The sequence below is a fragment of the Bordetella muralis genome (assembly GCF_965139205.1).
Lineage (GTDB): Bacteria > Pseudomonadota > Gammaproteobacteria > Burkholderiales > Burkholderiaceae_B > Bordetella_A > Bordetella_A muralis.
The window spans coordinates 87,072-107,992 of sequence record NZ_CBCSIU010000018.1 but is presented as its reverse complement, the minus strand read 5'-3'; the positions used below and the strand labels follow the sequence as shown (position 1 = coordinate 107,992).

Genomic DNA, 20,921 nt, shown 5'->3' with positions numbered 1-20,921 from the left:
GAGTATGTCCTGGAAGCAGCGGCGAGGCTCAAACCCGCACCACGATGTTGCCGAATTCGTCGACGCGCGCCGATTGGCCGGGGGCGATGACAGTGGTTGAACTCATCTCTTCGAAAACCACCGGGCCTTCAAAACTGGCATGAGCGCCCAGTTGATCGCGGTCGTAGACGTCGGCCTCGCGCCAACCGATGGCTTCGCCGAAATGGATGCGACGGCGCGAAACCGGTTGAGGAATCGCACGCTCGGCAATGTTTGCCAGTGGGGCTTTGGTCACGCGTCCAATGGCTTTGGTACGGCAGTTGATGATTTCGATGGCACGGTCAGGCACGTCATAGCCGTACTCGCGCCGGTGTGCTTGTCCAAAGCCCGCGTGGAACGCTTCGAAAGTGGGTGTTTCGTGCGCGGGCAATGCGACCTGGACCTCAAAGTTCTGTCCGACATAGCGCGCGTCGATCACGACTTCGTAATCGCGGTTCGGTACATCGACACCTTCTTCTTCGAGCCAGCGATTGGCTTCCTCGCGCAGTCTATCCAGGCGTGCGAGCACGCGTGTCCAGCCTTCAGCCTCAATGACCGCGATTTCGCTTTCGACAAAGTCAAAGGAAATATCTGTCAGCAGGATGCCGCGCGCGCATAGCGTGCCAGGCTCTTGAGGGATGATGACAGTAGGAATGCCGCATTCCCGCGCTACGTCGAGCGCGTGCAGGGGGCCTGCGCCACCAAAGGCGCACAGGGCGAATTTCGAGAGCTCATGGCCCCGCTCTGTCGATACCGAACGTATCGCACGCGCCATATTGGCATTGGCAATACGGATGATGCCCTCGGCTGCGGCCTCTACGCTCAAGCCCAGTGGTTCTGCGATACGGCGTGCGATCACTTCGCGTGCAGCGGCCGCGTCAACGTTCATTCGACCCTTCAACAGTTTGACTGGATTCAAGCGCTGCAGCGTGAACATGGCGTCGGTAATGGTGGGCTCGGTACCTCCACGGCCATAGCCGACGGGGCCGGGGACCGCGCCAGCGCTATGAGGGCCGACTTTCAAAGAACCCGCCTCGTCGATCCAGGCAATGCTGCCGCCGCCTGCACCGATGACATGGATGTCCACCATCGGCGTTTTTACCGGATAACCTGCGACAGAGCGGCTGGAGGTAAACGCAGGGCGTCCTTCCAGAATCAGCGAAACATCGGTGCTGGTGCCGCCCACATCAAAAGTCACAGCATTGGGGAAGCCTATGGTGCGGCCGAGTACGGCCGTTCCTACGACGCCAGCCGCCGGGCCAGACAGACACGTGCGTACGGGGAACTGGCGCACCGTTTGCACCGACATGAGGCCGCCATTGGAATGGATGGTGTGGGGTTCATGGCGAATGCCGATATCGGCCACACGTTCCAGAAAGCGCTGCAGATAGCGCTCCATGCGTGGTCCTACCGAGGCATTGAGCGTGGTCGTGGACAGGCGCTCGAATTCCCGGAATTCGGGCAAAACGTCGCTGGATAGACTGATGTAGGCCTCGGGCAATACCTCGCGCACGATGTCGCGCGCCCGGCGTTCGTGATCGGGATTGCGATAGGCATGCAGGAAACAGATCGCGACGGCCTGTACGCCAGCATCGCGCAATACTTCGGCAGCCGCGCGTACCGCGGATTCGTCCAGGGGCTCGACGACTTCGCCTTGCGGGGAGATGCGTTCGGGCACCTCCTGGCGCCAGGCGCGGCGCACCAGTGGGGTGGGGCGCGTCACACTATAGTCGTACAGGTGAGGGCGGACCTGTCGGGCAATTTCCAATACATCGCGGAATCCCCGCGTCGTAATCAGGCCGCAGGGGGCTATTTTGCGCTCGATGATGAGATTGGTCGCGACAGTCGTGCCATGGCCGATGTGTTCGATCTGATCCGGCTGCAGGCCATGTTTGTCCATGAGGCCGGTGATGCCTTGATGGATGGCTTCCGATGGGTCGCTGGGGGTGGAGGGAACCTTGAAAAAAGCGACCTCGCCATTTTGGCTGTTCACCAGCGTGAAGTCGGTGAACGTGCCCCCGACGTCTATACCGATTCTGTACATGCTTTGAGTCCTAGGTACGACAACTGAAGAGGACTCGATGGTAGAAGCCGGGGGCAGGGAGGGAGAATAGGGTGTGGCTTATGGCGTCATCTGGTTGGCTTATGCCGGCGTGGTCACCTCCCTACGGCATAAGCCTGCATCAGCCTGGCCGTCGCCGCGGCATGTAATAAACCGTCCTCGTCCCGGGTCGCAGCCGTCAAGCGGCCCGTGGACCACTCCGGTTCTTCTTCGATGACGTGTCCGCGGGCGCGCAGATCGGCGATGAGCTCTGTACCAAATGAGATCTCTACTGCCAGGTGCCCCGGCTTGCGATCACGCGGGTAAAACGACGACGGAAAGTGCATCGTGTGCGACATGGGTTGATCGATGGCTTCCTGTAGATTCAGTCCGTGATGGACATGGCGCAGGAATAGCAGCAATTGCCACTGTTCCTGCTGGTCTCCGCCAGGTGTGCCGAACACCATGTAGGGCTTGCCGTCGCGCATGGCCAGCGACGGCGTCAGCGTCGTGCGTGGCCGTTTTCCTGGCGCCAGGGTGCCTGGCAGGCCAGGTTCCAGCCAGAACATCTGCGCGCGCGTATTGAGCGGGAACCCCAGCTCCGGGATCACGGGCGATGATTGGAACCATCCCCCTGATGGCGTTGCCGATACCATGTTGCCCCATCGGTCGATCACATCGACATGGGTGGTGTCGCCGCGTTTGACCGAGGCGCGCATGTCGGCCAGCGTGGGCTCGCTGCTGGGTGCGCCTACAGGCGTGACCTTGGACAGGCGCGATAGAACGTCCATGACCCGATCCACTTGCGCATCGAAGCCGGGCACACGGCCGGGCCGCAACTCGTGCGAGGCCATGGGCCCGATCAAGGCGCGGCGTTCGTCGTTGTAGGTGTCCGACAGCAAATGCGCCAACGGCACGTCCACAAACGACGGATCTCCGTAATAGGCCTCGCGATCGGCAAACGCCAGCTTCATCGCCTCGGTAACGTGATGAATGAACTCGGCGCCGTTCGGTCCTGCCTGCTGCAGGTTCAACCCTTTGAGCAATGCCAGGGTCTGCAGGAAGACGGGGCCTTGGCTCCATACGCCTGCTTTCGCAACGGTATAGCCATGATAGTCATAGGTGACCGGTGTGTCGTAGCTCGCCGACCAATTGGCCATGTCCTGTGCCGTCAATACGCCGCGATGCGGCGTGCCGCTCTCGTCCATGACCTCGTTATTGCGAGCATATTGGTCTATCGCCTCAGCCACAAAGCCGCGGTAAAACGCATCCCGTGCCGCGTCAATCTGACGCTCGCGGTCATTGCCAGCGGCTTCGGCCTCGCGTAATACGCGGCGCCAGGTTTCCGCCAGACGGGGATTACGAAACAGCTTGCGCGCCTGAGGCACATTGCCGCCAGGCAGGTAAACCTGCGCGGTGGTGGGCCAGTGCGCCGTAAAAAAATCCTTGAGCCCCGCGATCGTGTTGGCGATGCGTGGCATCAGCGGGTGGCCTTGTTCGGCGTAATAGATCGCCGGCTCGAGTACGTCGCGCACCCGCAATGTGCCGTGATCGCGCAGCATCAGCATCCAGGCATCGAATGCGCCGGGGATGACGGCAGGCAGCAGGCCATTGCCGGGGATCAGGTTCAGCCCCAGCGATTGATAATGTTCCAGCGTCGCGCCTGCCGGTGTCGGGCCTTGGCCGCACAAGACCTCGGTGCGGCCGGTGCGTACCGAATGAAAAATCACCGGCACTTCACCCGCCGGGCCTACCAGGTGCGGCTCTACGACCTGCAGCACAAAGCCGGCTGCCACGGCCGCATCGAATGCGTTGCCGCCGCGTTCCAGCAGCGCCATGCCGGCGCTGCTGGCCAGCCAGTGCGTCGAGGTCACTACACCAAACGTGCCCAGAATCTCCGGGCGCGTGGTGAACATGCGATATCCGGAGTCGATGCTCATTTTGCAGCCACCGTCACGTCTTTCAGGCGGATGAGGCCGTCAGGGTAGGGCACAAAACCTTGGACCTTGGCTTGCGTGCCGAAAATCCAGGGCAGATAGAACAGATAGATACGAGGATCGTCTTCCTGCATTTTCTGCATGGCTTGCGAATACAGCTCGCGGCGTTTGGACTCGTCAGCAACGCTGCGGGCTTCGTTCATCAGCTTGTCCATATCGGCGTCGCAATATCTGCCATCGTTCAACGTGCCCTTGCACGTGATGTACTGGTAAATATTGCCGCTGGGATCGACGCGGCCTGACCAACCTGTTTGCCCTACTTGAAAGTCGCCTTGCGGCAGCGCCGATTGCAGCGACGCGAATTCCAGCGGCTTCAGCGAAATATCAAAGCCGGCCTCCGAACCCATCGCCTGCACCAGTTCGAACACCTGCTGCATGGTGGTGTTATTGCCAAAGGTCAATTCGAACTTGACGCGATCGTAGCCGGCTTGTTTGAGCAGCTCTTGCGCTTTCTTCGGATCGCGTCCGGTGCGCTCTACGCTTTTGTCATAGGCAAAGCTGGCCGGTGGAAAGGGTTGGTAAGCGGGTTGGAACATACCCTCGCCTACCACTTGGTTGATCACGTCACGGTCGATGGCCAAGTCCAGCGCCTGGCGTACGCGCTTGTCTTTGGCCAGCGGGTTGTCGGCACGGGGGCCGTTCGCGATGTTGACCGAGATCGCTTGATAACCCAGGCCGGTGACAGGCGCCAATCGCAGATTCGAGTCCGATTTCACGGCCTCGGCGTCACTGGGCGCTACTCGCTCAATGATGTCCAGACCGCCTGCGCGCAGATTGTTCAAACGCACCGTGGTGTCGGGCATGGGAGTGAAGACGACCTGATCGAAATGGTAGTGGTCCTTGTCCCAATACTTGTCGAAGCGGTCCAGCACGATACGATCGTTCTGCACGCGCTCCTTGAATTTGTACGGCCCGGAGCACACGGGATGACGGCCAGGCTCTTTATCGAAAGTCGCGGGCGACAGCATCATGCCGGCACGGTCAGAGAGCTGCGACAGCAGCGATGCGTCGCGTTCTTTCAGGTGCAGGACCACTGTGCGGGCATCGGGCGCATCTACGCTGGCGACCGAAATGAGCTCGCTCTTGCGGTTGCTGTCGGGTAGCGTCATGGCACGATCCAGATTCGCCTTGACCGAGGCTGCATCGATGGGTGCGCCGTCGTGATAAAAGGCGTTCTCGCGTAACGTGAACGTCAGCGTCAAACCATCGTCGCTGGTCTTCCACGACTTGGCCAACTGCGGCACGATCTTCAGATCCGGCGAGATATCCACCAGCTTGTCGCACAGCGAGGCAAATACGATACGGCCCACAAAGGTGCGGGCTCGGACCGGGTCAAGAACATCGGGATCATCCTGCAGGCCGATACGCATGGTGGATTGAGCAGTGGCGGCGGCGCTGGCAAGCAGGCCGGCCGCGGCCAGGGCTAGGCATAGGCTACGCATGAGAGTCCTCTATCGGTGATCGTAAAGACAGTGAAGGAGAGCCGCTGCCAGAAAAGGGGATCATCTGGCTGAGCACGACTCTGTCATGAACCGATTCTACTTCTGACTCTGTGGTCCCGGTAAGCGTGTCGCCCGATGTAGCTGGTTTGGCGAGACGTCATAACGGGGGCTCGCGCCGGGATAGCCTTGATCCCTACGCACTAATCGACCTTGGCCCCCGAGCGTTTGACGAGGTTTTCCCACATAGGGACTTCCATTTGGATGAATTTTTTGAATTCCGCAGGATCGCTACTGACGCGTTCTGACCCCAGCTCGGTCAATTTTTGTTGGATGTCGGGTTCTGCCAATGCCGCGGATACCGCTACGCTCAAGCGATCTGCCCGATCTTGTGGGATCCCCGCGGGAACGAACACTCCGTACCAATTCGTCAACGTCAGGTCAGGATATCCTGCTTGCTTCATCGTAGGAAGGTCGGGAAAGGCGTCGGATCTTTCCGCTCCCGTGGTGGCTAGTGGAACAACACGCTTTGCCTGCGCCTGCGGATAGAGGGCCGCCGTGGTTTCGAAAGCGAATTGCACCTGTCCCGCGATTACGTCCATCATGGCAGGGCCTTGGCCCTTATAGGGAATATGCAGGGCATCGATGCCCGTTGCCAGTTTAAACAGCTCGCCTGCCAGATGTTGCGGACTGCCACTGCCGCCAGAGGCGAAGTTGTAGGTGCCGGGATGTTCCTTCAGAATTTTGACCAGCTCGGCAACAGTTTTCGCCGGTACTTTGGGGTTCACATAGAGTACGAGGGGCATTGCTGCAACCTTGGCGACGGGCTGCAGGGCCTGTACGGGATCCATGCGCAGCGAATATAAATTGCGGTTAATGACGATCCCCGTATTGTTGCCCAGCAGCGCTGTGCAACCGTCTTTTTCGGCACGAGCGACGTACTCGGTTCCAATGTTGCTGCTGGCGCCGCCACGGTTATCGACGATCACTGTGGTGCCCAATGACGCTTGCAGTTTAGGCGAAAGCAGCCGGGCCAGAATGTCCGTGGTGCCGCCAGCGGGATAAGGGGAAACAAGTGTGAGCATCTTACATGGATAGGCGTCGGCGGCGATGGCGGCTTGCGTTGGCGTGATGGCCCAAAGCGCCAAACTCAGCGTGATCGCTGCCTGGCCGCGAGGTTTCCGTTTTATTGTCATTTCTGTCTCCTGCATGGTTCTGTGAATTGCCGGTTGCCGGTTGCTGGATTGCAGCGAGCTTTGCGCTGCGGCCCGTAAGGGCGAGGCCGGCCCCGTGTTCAACGCTCTATGACTGGCTGCGTTGCAGCGTGTGATAGTTATGTTCGATGCGTGCTGCCGACAGCGTTTTTCCCTTTCGTACGCTTTCAATAATGGCGAGCTCGGCGTCGCGTGTCTTCAGGGCAACGGCCAACACATCGTCCTCACGGCCGCCTGGCACCACGACGATGCCGTCTGCGTCGCCGATCAGGATGTCGCCGGGCCGAACACGGACATCTCCCAAGCTGACGGGACCGTTGATTTCTTCGACCTGGACTCTGTCCTTTCCTGTGCGCATGAATTTGCCGCGGCTGTATAGCGGATAATTGAACGCCTCTGCTGCAGAGGTGTCGCGGCATACGCCATGAATCACTGTGCCAGCGATAGATCGCCGTGTGGCGACTTCCGTCAGGATCCCTCCCCAAACGGTGCAATCCACTCTGCCGCCGTTGTCCAGAACAACCACGGCGCCCGCAGGGACTGTGTCGACGAAGTCGCCTACGGTGCCGGGAATGAGCTCGACGGGACCAAAGCGGACGGTGTAGGCACGACCCAGAATTTTTTTATTCGTGGAAATTGGCCCGATTCCCAATGCGCTGCCCGGGAGTTTCAAACGATCTAATGCGTCTGAGATTTCTGCGGTTGATAGCTCGCTGTATTGCGAAGGAATGGGTTTCGATATTTCGCTTAGTTCTTGAGATGTGGTCAAGGCAGTGCTCATGGTCTCGGCTTTTCAACGTTAAGTCCGAGGGCATGCTACGTGCACTGCGTTATCGCGTCCAAGACAGGACTTTTATGCTTTTATAAGAAAACGCTTATAGTTTGCGGGAGCGCGAGGGGCGGTTTTGCGAGATGTTGGTGTCGAGATCGCGGCACAATATCTCGACAAAGTCCTGCAAGGCAGGCGATGTGTCGCCAGCTCGGTAAGTGCAGGTAAGTGTTGTCAGCGACTCAGTGTCGCCTCCCTCAAGTGGCAGATACTTGACATCCTGCCGACCATTTTTGACGACGGATTCCCCCACCAGCGTGACGCCTAGGCCTGCCGCTACTAAGGCAATCGCCGTTTGAATCTCAAACGTCTGATGAGCAATGTTTGGCTGAAAGCCCGCGTCCGCGCATAGTTTTTTTATCAGCGTCGGAAATGCGGCGCCCGGATGATTGGGATAGAGGATAAAGGCGTCATCGCTCAAGGTGTCCAAACGGATGCGTTTGCGGTGGCGGTATCGATGGCCGAGAGGCAACACAACCATCAGCCGTTCGCGCAGCAATACTCGCGTGATGCAATCGGTGAGAGGCTGCGCCTGACGGCCGATGGCGATGTGAATCCGATGCTCACGGAGGGCACGCTCGTGCTCCTCGGTCAGCATTTCAAACAACTTCAGTTCGACACTGGGATGTTGCTTGTTATAAGCATGGAGGGCGGGAGGCAGCACGCTATAAATCGCCGAGCGAGTGAATCCTATGCCCAGCCACCCTGCATAGCCCCGCCCGATGTCGCGTACCCCCGATTCCGCCTGCGCATACTGATCTAATATTTCCCTTGCCTGGGCAAAAAAATATGCGCCCGCATCAGTCAGCCGCAACGGACGCGCCGCTCGTTCGAACAGCAGTGTCCCCATCCGGTCTTCGAGCGCTTTGATTTGCTGGCTGAGCGCGGGCTGCGCGACGTGTAACCGCGCAGCGGCCCGGGTGAAATTGAGTTCTTCCGCAAGGACGATAAAGAACCGCAGGTGTCTTAAGTTCATGGCTATCGTTCAATAAACTCTTGTGTGAGAGCTATCCTGGCGGTTATTTGCTGCACGATGGCGTTGTGAGACGTCTGTTTTTTTCTGTTCGGTGTTCCGTGCACGTGATGCCGAAACCAATCACCACACATTCAGCGGCAGTTTCAAATACCGGACGCCATTATCCTCGGGTGCCGGCAATTGCCCCGCACACATGTTGACCTGTATGGACGGCAGGATGAGCTTGGGCATGGACAGCGTAGCATCGCGTTTTTCGCGCATGGCGACGAATGTCTGCTCATCGATGCCTGCGTGGACGTGAATGTTTGACGCGCGCTGGTCTGCGATGGTGGTTTCCCAGGCATAAACATCCCGGCCCGGGGCTTTGTAGTCGTGACACACAAACACCCGCGTCGCATCGGGCAAGGCCAGCAAACGTTGGATCGATCGATAAAGCGCCGCGGCGTCTCCACCCGGAAAATCGCAGCGCGCTGTGCCGTAGTCGGGCATGAACAACGTATCACCGGTGAAGACGGTGTCGCCGATGACATAGGCCATGCAGGCTGGTGTGTGCCCGGGCACGTGCAAGGCGATCCCCTGCAGGCTGCCTATTTGAAATTGATCGCCATCCTCGAACAGCTCGTCGAATTGCGTGCCATCGCGGGCGAACTCGGTACCGGCGTTGAAGATTTTCCCGAATACATTCTGGACGGTAGTGATGTGTTTGCCGATAGCCAGCCGGCCACCCAGTTGCGAGATCAGCAGGGGTGCCGCGGAAAGGTGATCGGCATGCGCATGGGTCTCCAGCACCCATTGCGTATGCAGACCGTTTTCCTTGATATGGTCAGCCATCCGCATGGCCGAGGTTTCGGCCGTACGGCCGCTGGCATAGTCGAAATCCAGGACGCTGTCGATGATGGCGCAAGCATCCCCACCGGGATCGCGCACGATATGGCTCGCGGTGAAGGTGTCAGGGTCGAAAAAAGTATGCACGTCCGGTCGCGGCAACTCGCCGCGTAGCGTGCGTTGCACGATCGAGATCGCGATATCCTGTGCGGTATCCATAGCAATATCTGCCGATTGAATTCAACTGTACTGGACGTATACAGGAATTGTATCTGTATGCGTGGCTATCTGCTTTTTGCGACGGGCAATGGCAGATCGGATGACATGCCGGATTTTGGTGGTGCGGCAAGCCGTATTCCGCGTGCTTGTCCTATCATGGGGCTTTGTCACCGTAATTCCGAGTAGTCTCCATGCCGTTCTCGCCCCGTCCTTCGTCCAACGCTACGCCATTAGCTGGTATCGCCTGTGTAACTGCAGGGATCTTGTTCCTGACGTGCAGCGATGCGCTGGCCAAATGGGTGGGGGAACATTACAGCCCTGTGCAAATCCTGTTCCTGCGGGCAGCGATCGCATTGCCCGTGGTCTTGGTGCTGGTTCTGGCGCTGGGCGGGCGGCGAGCCTTGCGTACGCGTCATCCGGGGCTGCACTTGGTGCGTGGGGCGCTCAACATCATTTCGGCGTCGATGTTCTATCTGGGCCTGCAGTCATTGCCTCTGGCGGAGGCAACGGCCATCGCGTTTTCAGCACCGCTGTTTGTGACTGCCCTGTCCGTGCTCGTGTTAAAGGAGCCGGTAGATGGCAAACGCTGGCTAGCGGTGGCGGCCGGGTTTGCCGGGGTATTGGTGATCGTACGGCCTGGCGCTGCGAGTTTTCAGATGGCGGCGCTTTTGCCGTTGGCGACTGCGTCCTTGTATGCCGTCATGATGTTGACGGCCAGGGCGATCGGTGCGGCCGAGAGCATGCTGACGACGACTTTGTATATCGTGTTGGGGCAACTGGTTTGCAGCGCAGTCGCCGTTCCTGCGTTCTGGACGCCGCCCGAGTGGTCGCACTGGCCGTATTTTGCGGGCATTGCGCTGTTCAGCACTTTGGGGCTGACCTTTATTACCCAGGGGTTTCGCATCGGCCCTGCATCAGTGGTGGCGCCTTTTGATTACACAGGCTTGCTGTGGGCGTCGCTGCTGGGATGGTTCGTTTGGCAGGATATTCCCGAGTTGCCCGATTATCTCGGAGCGGCGTTCATCGTGGGCAGCGGCCTATACATTGCGTGGCGCGAGACGCGAACCGGCAAGGAACGACGCGGCTGAGTTGCTTCGCACCATATTGAGTTTTTCTGCACCAGGGCAGGGCAGCGATCGTTCGCTTTGCTGGGGCATCCATGGCCGTTGCGGGCCGTTTACGGCATAAATTCTGGTATCCCATCAAGTATTCAAATCGGGCTGACGGTCAGTATTCGTGCGGTTGTCAGTTGGCGCATCGTTGCTTTTTTCTCCTTGTTTCAAAAGTTGGCATGAACCTTGCATCAGGTTCATGAGCCCGACGGGTTACCGCGCATGCGGCAACAGGGAGAGGAGATGTGGAAATACGATGAGCAAGCATTCGCTGGACATTGAATCCGTAAGTCACCGATATGGCAGTTTCCTGGCCGTCGATGAGGTCGATCTTTCCGTCGATCCTGGTGAGGTGGTTGCCTTGCTGGGGCCGTCAGGCTGTGGCAAGACCACGTTGCTGCGCATCGTGGCGGGTTTTGTCAAACAGACACAAGGCAGGATTCGCGTCGATGGCAGGTCCATCGATGATCTGCAGCCGAATCGCAGGGATATCGGCATCGTGTTCCAGAACTACGCCTTGTTCCCTCATATGACGGTGGCGCAGAATGTTGCCTATGGCCTCGACGCACGCGGCCGTTCCCGGGTGGATACTGCGCGTCGCGTGCAGGAATGCCTGGAAGCCGTACAGTTGCCCCATTTGGCTCAGCGCTATCCACGTCAGTTATCAGGCGGTCAGCAACAGCGCGTGGCGCTGGCTCGTGCCATCGCGACCGAGCCGCATATCCTCCTGCTGGATGAGCCATTCAGCGCATTGGACAAGAATCTGCGCCTGGATATGCAGATCGAAATCAAACGCCTGCAACGCCAACTCGGGCTGACGGCGATCCTGGTCACGCATGATCAGGAAGAAGCGATGAGTGTGGCGGATCGCATCGCGATCATGAATCGAGGCCGCGTCGAGCAATTGGGCACGCCTGTCGATATTTATGATCGTCCTGAGACTTTGTTCGTCAATAGCTTTATCGGCTCGACCAATTTGCTCGAGGGGCGAGTGTCCTCAACGGAGGGCGCGGGGTTATGTATCGCGTTGGATGCAGGCGCCAGTATCGTCGTTCCCTACGCTAAGGAGCTTTCTGCAGGTCAACGCGTGATGGTCTCGTTACGGCCCGAGCATCTCGATCTCTTTGATAAAGACGGGGCGGGACGCTGGCCGGTCGATGTCACGCTGAGTCTGCCTCTGGGGCCGAGCGTGGTGCATCAAGTGCTGACGCGTGATCAAGTGTCTATGAAGATCTCCGCTGCGCGCAGGGGCCTTGCGCATACACCGCAGGGCAGGGCGTGGTGCGGTGTACGCCCGGATGCGTTGCCTTCGCTGTTCTTGTCATCCTCTAACGCTAACTGAAGGAAAGACCATGAAGCATGATCCCGTTCGCCGTCAACTCCTGGCTGGTGCTGCATCATTGGGGGCGCTGGCGATGATGCCACGCATTGCACATGCAGAGGGTAGCGTCGTCAGTGCGGTTTATCCGGGCTCTTGGGAAGAGGCTTACCGTTCTATCGTGGCGCCTGCGCTATCCAAGGCACATGGGGTGACGCTGGAAATGCAGCCGCTCTATGCCGTGGACCAGATTGCCAAGGCGCGCGCGGCGCGGGGCAATCCGCTATTCGATACTTTCTTGCTGGACCCCGGGCCGCGCGTGACGGCTATTGACGCCGGGTTATTCGAGAAATTTGATCCGTCTCGCTTGAGCAACGCCTCGAAACTGCAGCCAGGCATGGCCGACGAGCATGGGGTAACGATCGCCGCGCAGTTTGTCGGGATTGCCTATAACCCTAAAAAGTTCGACAAACCCCCTGTCGGGTGGGCCGATTTGTTTGCCGAACCGTACGTGTCGCGCTTGGGATTGACGGGGTTCCAGACGACATTCGGGACGGTATCAATTCTGGAAATGTCCAAAGCGTTCGGCGCCAAAGGGACAGACGTAGAGCCTTTTTTCGCCGAGCTGAAAAAGGCCCTGCCCAAGATCGCGGTCATCGGCGCGCCTGCCTCGATGCCGAGCCTGTTTCAGCAAGGACAGTGCGACATCATGTACGCCAATACGCAGACAGTCGGTACCCTGAAAGCGCGTGGCGTTGACATCGAGTTCGTGCGGCCGGCTAGCGGCGTCATCACGTTTTTTACGACCATGCATATCGCCAAAGGCGCAGAGCAGGCAGATAACGCGTATCGATACATCGATACCGTGCTCTCTGCGCCAGTGCAAACGGCGCTGATGAAAGGGCCCTATTTCATGGCGCCGGTAGCGTCGGATGTAAAGCTGGACGATACCTTGCCGTTGACGAGCCTGGCCGAGATGTCGAGCATGGTGCAACATGACTGGGCACAGATCAATCCACAGCGTGCGGCATGGATCGAGCGCTTTAACAGGGAAGTCGCCCGTTGAGCCAGGCCGCCATTTCGCCGGGGCGTTGGCCGCTGGCCGTGCCGCTGACATTGGCCTACCTGGTCTTTTTCGCGGCACCGTTATTGATGCTGGTGGCAACTAGCGCCTATGAGGACGATGGGCTGACTCAGTCAGGCTGGGCGACATGGCGCAAGTTCGTTGCGGATCCTTTCTACTGGAAAGTCACCCTGGATACGCTCAAGCTCGGTGTCATGACGGTTTGCGCCACGTTGCTGATAGGCTATCCCCTGGCGATGGTGTACATACAGTCGAGTGAGCGATGGCGGCGGTTGATGTTGTTCATCATCATCATGCCGGTACTGCTGTCGGTCGTGGTGCGTACTTTTGCCTGGATTGTCATTTTGGGCAATGAGGGCGTCATCAATCAGGTCATCATGGCGCTGGGACTAAGTCCGACGCCGTTGCGCCTCTTGCAGACCGAGTTGGGGTTGGTCCTTTCTCTGACCCAGATCGAGATGCCCATGATGTTATTGCCGCTGATCAGTGTGATGGCTCGCATGGATCACAATTTGATCGATGCATCGGTCGCATTAGGGGCATCGCGCTGGCGAACCTTGTTCAAAGTCGTGTTGCCATTGTCGATTCCCGGACTGGTCGCGGGTTGTACGCTGGTATTTGCCAGTTCGACGACGGCGTTTATTTCGCAATCCATTATCGGTGGCAATCGCCTGGTCTATCTGCCCCTGGTGATTTGGCAGCAGTCGCTGGTCGTCTATAACTGGCCCTTGGCTGCAGTGGCTTCAATCATGTTACTTACGTCGGTCATGTTGTGCATTGTGTTGATTGCCGCATTGGGCCGTCGTGGTTCGAGGTATTTGCATGTCTAGACGAAACTCGTTCTCCGATGTGAGCTATTACTCGGTGATCGGCGGCATCGCGGGGTTGGCGTTGTTGGTGTTGGCAGGGCCCGTGATCGTTGTGTTGGTGACCTCGTTGACGGATAGCCAGACATTGCGGTTTCCACCTTCGGGTTTGTCGCTGGATTGGTATCGGCGGCTGTTTGATCCGGTTCTTTCTGCACCGATTCATCGAGCGGCGGGAAATAGCCTGATGGTGGCGGCTTGGTCTGCCTCGGCTGCTGCGGTGCTGGGGGGCGCAGCGGCCTTGGCGCTTGCCCGGTCGAGCAGCCGCAAGGCCCGGGCGCTGGATGCTTTTTTCATGTCGCCGTTGATATTGCCCGGTATCGCGTTTGGGTTGGCGGCATTGGTGTTTTTTACGGCAATAGGGTTGAGGCCATCGTTGATGTTGATGGCGGTGGGGCATGCCGTGATGATCGTGCCGTTTGTTGTGCGCACGACCAGCGCCAGTCTGGTTCAGTTGGAAGGGAGCTTGTTGGAGTGTTCGGCCAGTCTGGGAGCAGGGCGGCTGTATACCTTTCGCAGAATCACACTGCCTATTATTTTTCCAGGCCTGGCTGCAGGCACGTTTATGGCGTTCATGGCATCGATCGATAACGTACCTATTTCACTGTTCTTATCCAGCCCCCGCAGCGACATGTTGCCCATCCGCATGTGGGGAATGATGGAGTCCACATTAGATGTGCGGGTCGCGGCGGTATCGGGCGTGTTGATTGTCAGTGTTCTGGTATTGATGCTGGTGATGGAGCGGCTGACCGGCCTGAGCCGGCGGTTGCAAGGGCAATGACGCGAGATGATTGTCGCGATGATGTCGCACGGGTTTGCTATATCAGAGGGCGTACTGCCGTTCGTCAATACATCTAGATCAAAAGAGGGATTCATGCATACCGTTAAAGTTGAGCCGTTAACTGTTGAGGCGTTTACGCCTTATGGCGACGTGTTGACGTTGCCTACTCGTGCGGGACGCAATTACTACAACGATGCGCTGTCTAACGCACGAAAAGAGGCAGGGCCCAGCCTGTCGTTGTCGTTGCGTGAACCCAGCCCTGCATTGCCGTTGCGAGCCAGCATGCTCGAGCGGCATCAGTATTCCTCGCAAACCTTTATCCCGATCGATGTCGAGCAATATCTGGTGGTGGTGGCGCCTCACTTGCCGCAGGGTGGCCCGGACATCATGCAGGCGCGGGCTTTTTTGGCCAGCGGTAATCAAGGTGTGACCTATCGTGCAGATACGTGGCATCACGGCATGACCGTGTTTGGGCGACCCGCCTGTTTTGCCGTTCTCATGTGGTCTACGGGCGGCGAGGGCGATGAGGAATTCGTAGAAGTCGAACCGTTCGATGTATTGCCCAACTAGGAGGTGAATCCGATATGGCATGGCAACCCACGCGAGATTTTATTGGTTATGGGGATCAGCCGCCTGATCCAAAATGGCCAGGCGGAGCTCGGCTGGCATTGAACTTCGTCATGAACTACGAAGAGGGCTCGGAGCCTTCTTTTCAGGATGGCGAGCATCATACGGAAACTGGATTGACTGAGGCTCACGGTCTGAACCAGATGGGAGATGGCCGTGATCTGGCCGCCGAGGGGATGTTCGAGTATGGCAGTCGCGTGGGGTTTTGGCGGCTAGTGCGCTTGTTTGAAGAGCGTGGTTTGCCCATGACAGTGTTTGGTTGCGCCCTGGCGCTAGAGCGCAATCCCCTGGCTGCGGCCAAAATCAGGCAGATGGGTTACGACGTGTGCTGCCATGGATGGCGTTGGGTCAAGCACTATGAGCTGAGCGAGGACCAAGAGCGCGAACATATTCGGAAGGCCATCGCGTCTTTGACGCAAACAATCGGCGTGCGTCCATCGGGTTGGTATTGCCGGTATGGTCCCAGTGTGAATACCCGGCGTTTACTTGTGGAAGAGGGGGGCTTTTTATATGACTCGGATTACTATGGTGACGAGCTGCCTCTATGGCAATTGGTCCAAGGCAAGCCGCAACTGATCGTGCCGTACTCGCTGACGAATAATGACGGCAAGTATGCGGGATGGATGGGTACGTCCGAGCAGTGGTTCGGTTTCCTGAAAGATGCTTTTGACATGTTGTATGCCGAAGGTGCAAAAACCCCAAAAATGATGTCGGTGGGATTGCATATGCGGCTGGTCGGTCATCCGGCCAGAGCGGCCGGATTACAGCGTTTTCTGGATTATGTGATGAGCCACGAAGGAGTGTGGGTGACGCGTCGTCTGGATATAGCGGAGCATTGGCGCCGGACGCATCCCTATCAGGAATAGATTTGTGCCTCGTGCGCGGACGCGGGCGCGGTCCTCCTGTTGCCCAGTCCCATAGTTGAACCGTGTGTGCGATCGGTACAGAGGTGTAGCGGGATATCCGTACCAGGCAACCGATGAGGTGTGCGTACTGCGGCTGCCTGTTTACTGCGGTTTGGGATCTCTCAGTAGGTCCGCCGATCCTTTTTCCTGGCGTTGAGCGTACCTGTCTGTTTCCTGTTCGACGTCGACAGAGAGCGGTTCGAGTTTGTTTTTCCATGCCTTGGCATTGGACCGAATGGCGTCCATGCCGGGCAGTGTGTCACGCGCCGCGACGATGACACGATTGCCTTGCCGCAGGTTAAAGAACGGTCCGAATACATGGGCATAGGTCGCCGATTCGCGTTCGTAAAGATCGCTGTTGGTAAACGTGTTGGCAACCACAATGCCGTCCTTGGCCAAAATGGCTTTGACGTGTTCCAGAAACTCGACCGTCATCAGGTGTTCCGGAACGTAGTCCACATCAAAGGCGTCCAGCATGACCATGTCGTACTGCTGTCCCGTGCGACGCGCGTTTTCGATATAGGCGCGCCCGTCCTCTACAAACAGCCGTTGCCGCGGGCCAGGCCGGTAATCAAAGTAGTCTTCGGCGACGCGCGCGACGGCGGGATCGATTTCCACCGTATCGATGGTCGCGTCGGGCAGGAGGGCGGCCAGCGCTTTCTGCAGTGTGGCGCCGCCCAGGCCCACGATGAGGATGCGCCGCGGTGCCGGATTGACGAACAGGGCGCTGATCATCATGCGTGTATAAGAAAACACCAGTTCGTCGGGTTCCTGCAGATCCATGCAGGTCTGCCGTCCCAGATCGGTCATGGAGTTGAAATTCAGGCATCGTTCGCCGTTGTCTTCGAATACCAGCACCTGGCCAAAGGGCGATGGCTCGCTATGCAGCAACCGGGGCTCTGCCTGTATCGATAGCGCAAGCAGCAACGCCATGCCGCCGATGGCAAGCGGGAAAATCAGGCGAGGGCGAATGTGAGGCATGAGAGACCAGGGACGGTGGCTTTGGGGTCATCATATCTCGCGTTTATACTTTTGCCGTGCCGTTCTTACTTTCTGATCCCATGTCTGATTCGCTGCCTGACGCCTCTATCGAGAGTTCCGGTATTTCCGCCGCCGTGCGCGAGCTCGAAGAAGACATTGTGCTGGGCAGCCTGCATCCGCGTGAGCGTCTGATCGAGGACGAATTGATGCGTCGATTCACGCTCAAGCGTCACGCCGCCCGAGAAGTGCTGGCAGAGTTGGCGCGGCGTGGGCTGGTCGAGCGGCGCAAGAACATCGGCTGCGAGGTCCGGGCATTCGCCGTGCAGGAAGTGCTTGAGTTGTATCAACTGCGAGAGCTGCTTGAGGCCGAGGCGGCCCGCATTTTGCCGTGCCCGTTACCCACCGAGGCCTTGGATCGGTTAAAGGCAATTCAACGCGAACACGACCGAGCGGTGGCCGATGATGACCCGCGTGCGGTGTTTCACACCAATCTGCGGTTTCACGAGACCTTGTTTGGTTTCTGCAATAACAGCGTGCTGCAGCGCGCGATTCAGGAATATGCACGCCAGACGCATGCGATTCGCTTCAGCTCTCTGGTGGACGCCTCGTATCGCGAGCGTGCACGCCTGGAACACTGGGCCATGATCGCGGCGTTGGAAGAGGGACGCCGGGAGGATCTGATTCGGGTATGCCGTGGGCATCTGGCGCCGTCGCGTGATGCGTACCTGGCGGCGAATCGACACTTGAGTCGTCGCGAGCCCGGATCGAATTGACTGGTTTGAATCGGCGGGCTGGGGATTCAGCCCGCCNATGCCGGCAACACGCTGCACAAGCCTGTTGCCGGTTTTGCTTTAGAAGCGGTGACGCAGGCCGACGCCGACAGCCGTGCTCTTCAGACCATCGATGAAGGCATAGTCTTTGCCGTACGAGCCGTAGGCGTACAGGTTGGTACGCTTGGACAGATCGTAGGTGTAGCCCAGGCTCCAGACGTTCATGGTGGAATCGCCACCGGTCAGGCGGTCGTTGGAGGGGTCGACACGCTGCCACGAACCGAAGACGTTGCTGGCGCCGCCGATGGGTACCGTCGCGCCGACCATGTACGAATTGGCCTTGAAGCCATCGACAAAGCGGTTAGAGCCGAATTCGTTGCTGAAGGGCGTGCCCGAATCCAGGTCCTGGCCGGTGAACCAGCCGTCGGTGGTGCGGCCGTAGGCGGCAGCAAGCTTCAGAACTTCGAAGTCGTAGGTGACGCCGACCGCATATTGACGGGGCGTTGCGTTGCTATCGATGTTCGAGGCGCTGTTGCTGGCGTTCAGTTGGTCGTAGGTCAGGGCGACGTTCAACGGACCGTTCAGATAGCGCAGACCGGCGGTGATGCCGCGGGTGTTGTCTGCCGTACGGAAGCCGGTTTCGTTGCTGTTGGTGTCGTCCACATTGAACGAGTAGCCCACGCCGAATTCAAAACCGCTGAACGACGGCGTGCGGTACATCACCATGTTGTCCCAACGGGTGGTGTTCGCTGCGCTGAAGCCCAGACCCAGGTTGGCTTGGGTATAGCTGGTGTAGAACGGGTCGATGTCTGCCAGGTATTTGGAGGACATGTTGGTCTGACGACCGAACTCCAGGGTACCCCAGCTGTCGTTGGCCAAACCGATGGTGGCCTGACGGCCGAACAGACGGCCGTTTTGGGCGCTGTTGCCGTTGCTGGAATCAAAGCCGCTTTCCAGTTGGAATACGGCGCGCAGACCATCGCCCAAGTCTTCGGTACCACGCAAACCCCAGCGCGAACCGGCTTGAATGCCGTTGATCATGCCTACGCGACTGCCACTGTAACCATCGCCTTTGATCTTGTTGTAGCCGATGCCGGTGTCGATGACACCATAGAGAGTGACCGACGTCTCAGCCTGAGCGGCGCCTGCGAAACCAGCCAGCAGTGCAGCGGCGAGTAGCGTCTTTTTCATAAAGAAAATCTCCGTTGAATTGAACAATCAGAGATAACGGCGCAGGTCTTGTTCCAAGGCCTGCGCATTATCCCTGAGGGCTTCATGGTAAAGCATCGATTGCCGCCAAATTCGGAAACTGCAGGATTTTGCGGCTAAAAGTAGTTATTTCTCACGATTTCGCGTCAGGCCTGGAGATGCCTTTTTAGCGCGGGCGCAGCGCCGCAGCGGCCACGACAGCGGCAAGGGTTTTTTTGCGCGTGGCCGTTGTTTTTTTGCATCGAAATGCGGTTCAGGATGGCAGTCTATTCGTGCATGGTGTGCATATTCCGCTTGAATTGCCGACTCAATGCGCAGCAGCGTTTGCTGCGTTTGATGTTCAGCAGACGCTGTCTTTGCTGCGCCGTTGCTGCAGCAAGTCCAGCGCCAGCATGACCAGCAGCGAGGCGCCCACCAGTGGAAAGATGATCCCGCCAATCACCATCAACACCATGACGCCACGCAGCGCACCGCGCGCCGCCGGCATAGGAGGCACGCCCAGGCTGCCCGTTGGGCGCCGCTTCCACCACATGGTCGCGCCCGCCACACACAACAGCACAATAGCGAGACAGGCTGCAAGCAGGATCAATTGATTGGCCAGGCCGAATTCCTGGCCCATATGTACATTGACCCCCCATTCCAGCGTTTTACCCAACGGCCCATAGTCGCCATAGCTCATGTCCAATAGCGGTTGGCCGCTGTATTGATCCAGATGCACGACGCGCTGGCGTGACAGATCGTTGGGGTAGACCGAGGCGGTGTAGACGCCCGTGGCGTTCTGCGGCACGTTGATGGCGTAACCCGGCGCCAGGCCCAGCCGATCGAAAATATTGACAGCGGCGTCCAGGCCGATGGGCTCGCCCACGGTGTGAGCAGGCGTGGATGCGGGCACGCGGGCTTGCTCCAGCGACCATGTTGTGTGTCCCATATGCGCCAGGTGTTCATCCGACATGGGGACGGCTACGCGCACGCCTGCCGGATAGCCAAAGTTGTTGCCATTGGCCCATTGGTTTACCTTGGCGCCCCACACGATGGACCAAGGCATGCCGGTGGTGGCCAGGAACAGAATGAAAAAGCCGACGATCACTCCGGTGACGGCATGCGTGTCGCGCCAGAAGACGCGTTTGGATGGCGTGCTGCGTATGCTGATGACGCCTTGTTTGCGGCCGCGCGGCCACCAAAGGTAGATCCCCGTGAGCACCAGCAGGATGCTCCAGCCTGCCGCGATTTCAATGGCGCCGTTGGCGATCGGGCCAAAGTAGTCCAGACTGTGCAATCGGCGTATGGTCCACATCAACGTGCCGCGTTCAGGGATCGCCCCCAGAACGTGAGCGTCATACGGGTTGACATAAACGCTGAGGCTCGCGCCGGCTGCCGGCTTGATGACGACTTGTGCCGCCGCCTCGGGTGTGGCGGGCGGCAGGTATTTGGCCAGCGTGCCAGGGTAGGCCTGCAAGGCGGCCTGTGTCAATGCAGACGGCGCCAATGCCGGAGTGTCTTGTGCGGGCACCGATTTCAGTTCGCGATACCAGGCGTTCTCGATCTCGTTATGAAACAGATAAAGCGCGCCGGTGACAGACAGCACAATCAGGAAAGGGATGACCAGCAGGCCGGCATAAAAGTGCCAGCGCCAGACAGCCCGATAAACATCGACATGACGGATCGCATCAGTATCTGGTGTGTTTGCTTGAGTGTTCATGATGACGCAGA

Annotated in this window: 18 protein-coding genes; 8 read left to right on the top strand and 10 right to left on the bottom strand. The window is 58.5% G+C overall.

Annotated elements, in window-relative coordinates; all coding sequences use genetic code 11:
• Positions 1-28 precede the first annotated feature (28 nt).
• From ACNA0I_RS21240 to ACNA0I_RS21210, 7 genes are all read right to left on the bottom strand, one after another.
• Positions 29-2,062 (bottom strand): hydantoinase/oxoprolinase family protein, encoded by a 2,034-nt coding sequence (locus ACNA0I_RS21240; protein ID WP_415808013.1) that lies wholly within the window; start codon positions 2,060-2,062, stop codon positions 29-31.
• Positions 2,063-2,175: 113 nt separating this feature from the next.
• Positions 2,176-3,975: a gamma-glutamyltransferase family protein gene (locus ACNA0I_RS21235; RefSeq protein WP_415808012.1), complete on the bottom strand. Its 1,800-nt coding sequence runs from the start codon at positions 3,973-3,975 to the stop codon at positions 2,176-2,178.
• A gap of 20 nt (positions 3,976-3,995) precedes the next feature.
• Positions 3,996-5,498 (bottom strand): ABC transporter substrate-binding protein, encoded by a 1,503-nt coding sequence (locus ACNA0I_RS21230; protein WP_415808011.1) that lies wholly within the window; start codon positions 5,496-5,498, stop codon positions 3,996-3,998.
• Positions 5,499-5,698: 200 nt separating this feature from the next.
• On the bottom strand, positions 5,699-6,691 hold the full coding sequence (locus tag ACNA0I_RS21225) for a Bug family tripartite tricarboxylate transporter substrate binding protein (RefSeq protein WP_415808010.1): 993 nt from the start codon (positions 6,689-6,691) through the stop codon (positions 5,699-5,701).
• 106 nt (positions 6,692-6,797) lie between these two features.
• A complete protein-coding gene (locus ACNA0I_RS21220; protein ID WP_415808009.1) occupies positions 6,798-7,478 on the bottom strand; it encodes an RraA family protein in 681 nt (226 codons plus the stop codon).
• Between the two features lie 106 nt (positions 7,479-7,584).
• Positions 7,585-8,514, bottom strand: coding sequence for a LysR substrate-binding domain-containing protein (locus ACNA0I_RS21215; protein WP_415808008.1), 930 nt, complete (start codon positions 8,512-8,514; stop codon positions 7,585-7,587).
• A gap of 120 nt (positions 8,515-8,634) precedes the next feature.
• Complete coding sequence (locus tag ACNA0I_RS21210; protein ID WP_415808007.1) at positions 8,635-9,558, bottom strand: MBL fold metallo-hydrolase; 924 nt, start codon at positions 9,556-9,558, stop codon at positions 8,635-8,637.
• A gap of 191 nt (positions 9,559-9,749) precedes the next feature.
• Here ACNA0I_RS21210 and ACNA0I_RS21205 point away from each other — a divergent pair, with 191 nt between their 5' ends.
• From ACNA0I_RS21205 to ACNA0I_RS21175, 7 genes are all read left to right on the top strand, one after another.
• Positions 9,750-10,646: a DMT family transporter gene (locus ACNA0I_RS21205; protein ID WP_415808006.1), complete on the top strand. Its 897-nt coding sequence runs from the start codon at positions 9,750-9,752 to the stop codon at positions 10,644-10,646.
• Between the two features lie 280 nt (positions 10,647-10,926).
• The gene (locus ACNA0I_RS21200; RefSeq protein ID WP_415808005.1) at positions 10,927-12,012 is read left to right on the top strand and encodes an ABC transporter ATP-binding protein; all 1,086 of its coding nucleotides are present in this window, start codon (positions 10,927-10,929) and stop codon (positions 12,010-12,012) included.
• Between the two features lie 10 nt (positions 12,013-12,022).
• Complete coding sequence (locus tag ACNA0I_RS21195) at positions 12,023-13,054, top strand: extracellular solute-binding protein (RefSeq protein ID WP_415808004.1); 1,032 nt, start codon at positions 12,023-12,025, stop codon at positions 13,052-13,054.
• Entirely contained in the window at positions 13,051-13,902 is an 852-nt protein-coding gene (locus ACNA0I_RS21190) for an ABC transporter permease (RefSeq protein ID WP_415808003.1), read from the top strand. Before ACNA0I_RS21195 ends, ACNA0I_RS21190 begins: the two co-directional genes overlap by 4 nt.
• Positions 13,895-14,719, top strand: coding sequence for an ABC transporter permease (locus ACNA0I_RS21185; protein WP_415808002.1), 825 nt, complete (start codon positions 13,895-13,897; stop codon positions 14,717-14,719). Before ACNA0I_RS21190 ends, ACNA0I_RS21185 begins: the two co-directional genes overlap by 8 nt.
• A gap of 93 nt (positions 14,720-14,812) precedes the next feature.
• Positions 14,813-15,289 carry an ureidoglycolate lyase gene (locus ACNA0I_RS21180; RefSeq protein ID WP_415808001.1) on the top strand — a complete coding sequence of 159 codons (477 nt, stop codon included), beginning with the start codon at positions 14,813-14,815 and terminating at the stop codon, positions 15,287-15,289.
• 14 nt (positions 15,290-15,303) lie between these two features.
• Positions 15,304-16,212, top strand: coding sequence for an allantoinase PuuE (locus ACNA0I_RS21175; RefSeq protein WP_415808000.1), 909 nt, complete (start codon positions 15,304-15,306; stop codon positions 16,210-16,212).
• Between the two features lie 141 nt (positions 16,213-16,353).
• Here the strand turns inward: ACNA0I_RS21175 and ACNA0I_RS21170 are convergent, their stop codons facing one another.
• Positions 16,354-17,232 carry a spermidine synthase gene (locus tag ACNA0I_RS21170; RefSeq protein ID WP_415807999.1) on the bottom strand — a complete coding sequence of 293 codons (879 nt, stop codon included), beginning with the start codon at positions 17,230-17,232 and terminating at the stop codon, positions 16,354-16,356.
• Between the two features lie 80 nt (positions 17,233-17,312).
• On the opposite strand from ACNA0I_RS21170, the gene ACNA0I_RS21165 reads away from it, so the two are divergent.
• Positions 17,313-18,005: a GntR family transcriptional regulator gene (locus tag ACNA0I_RS21165; protein WP_415807998.1), complete on the top strand. Its 693-nt coding sequence runs from the start codon at positions 17,313-17,315 to the stop codon at positions 18,003-18,005.
• Positions 18,006-18,083: 78 nt separating this feature from the next.
• Here the strand turns inward: ACNA0I_RS21165 and ACNA0I_RS21160 are convergent, their stop codons facing one another.
• Both ACNA0I_RS21160 and ACNA0I_RS21155 read right to left on the bottom strand, forming a co-directional pair.
• Positions 18,084-19,193, bottom strand: a complete 1,110-nt coding sequence (locus ACNA0I_RS21160) for a porin (protein WP_415807997.1) — start codon at positions 19,191-19,193, stop codon at positions 18,084-18,086.
• 358 nt (positions 19,194-19,551) lie between these two features.
• Positions 19,552-20,910 carry a PepSY-associated TM helix domain-containing protein gene (locus ACNA0I_RS21155; protein ID WP_415807996.1) on the bottom strand — a complete coding sequence of 453 codons (1,359 nt, stop codon included), beginning with the start codon at positions 20,908-20,910 and terminating at the stop codon, positions 19,552-19,554.
• Positions 20,911-20,921 lie beyond the last annotated feature (11 nt).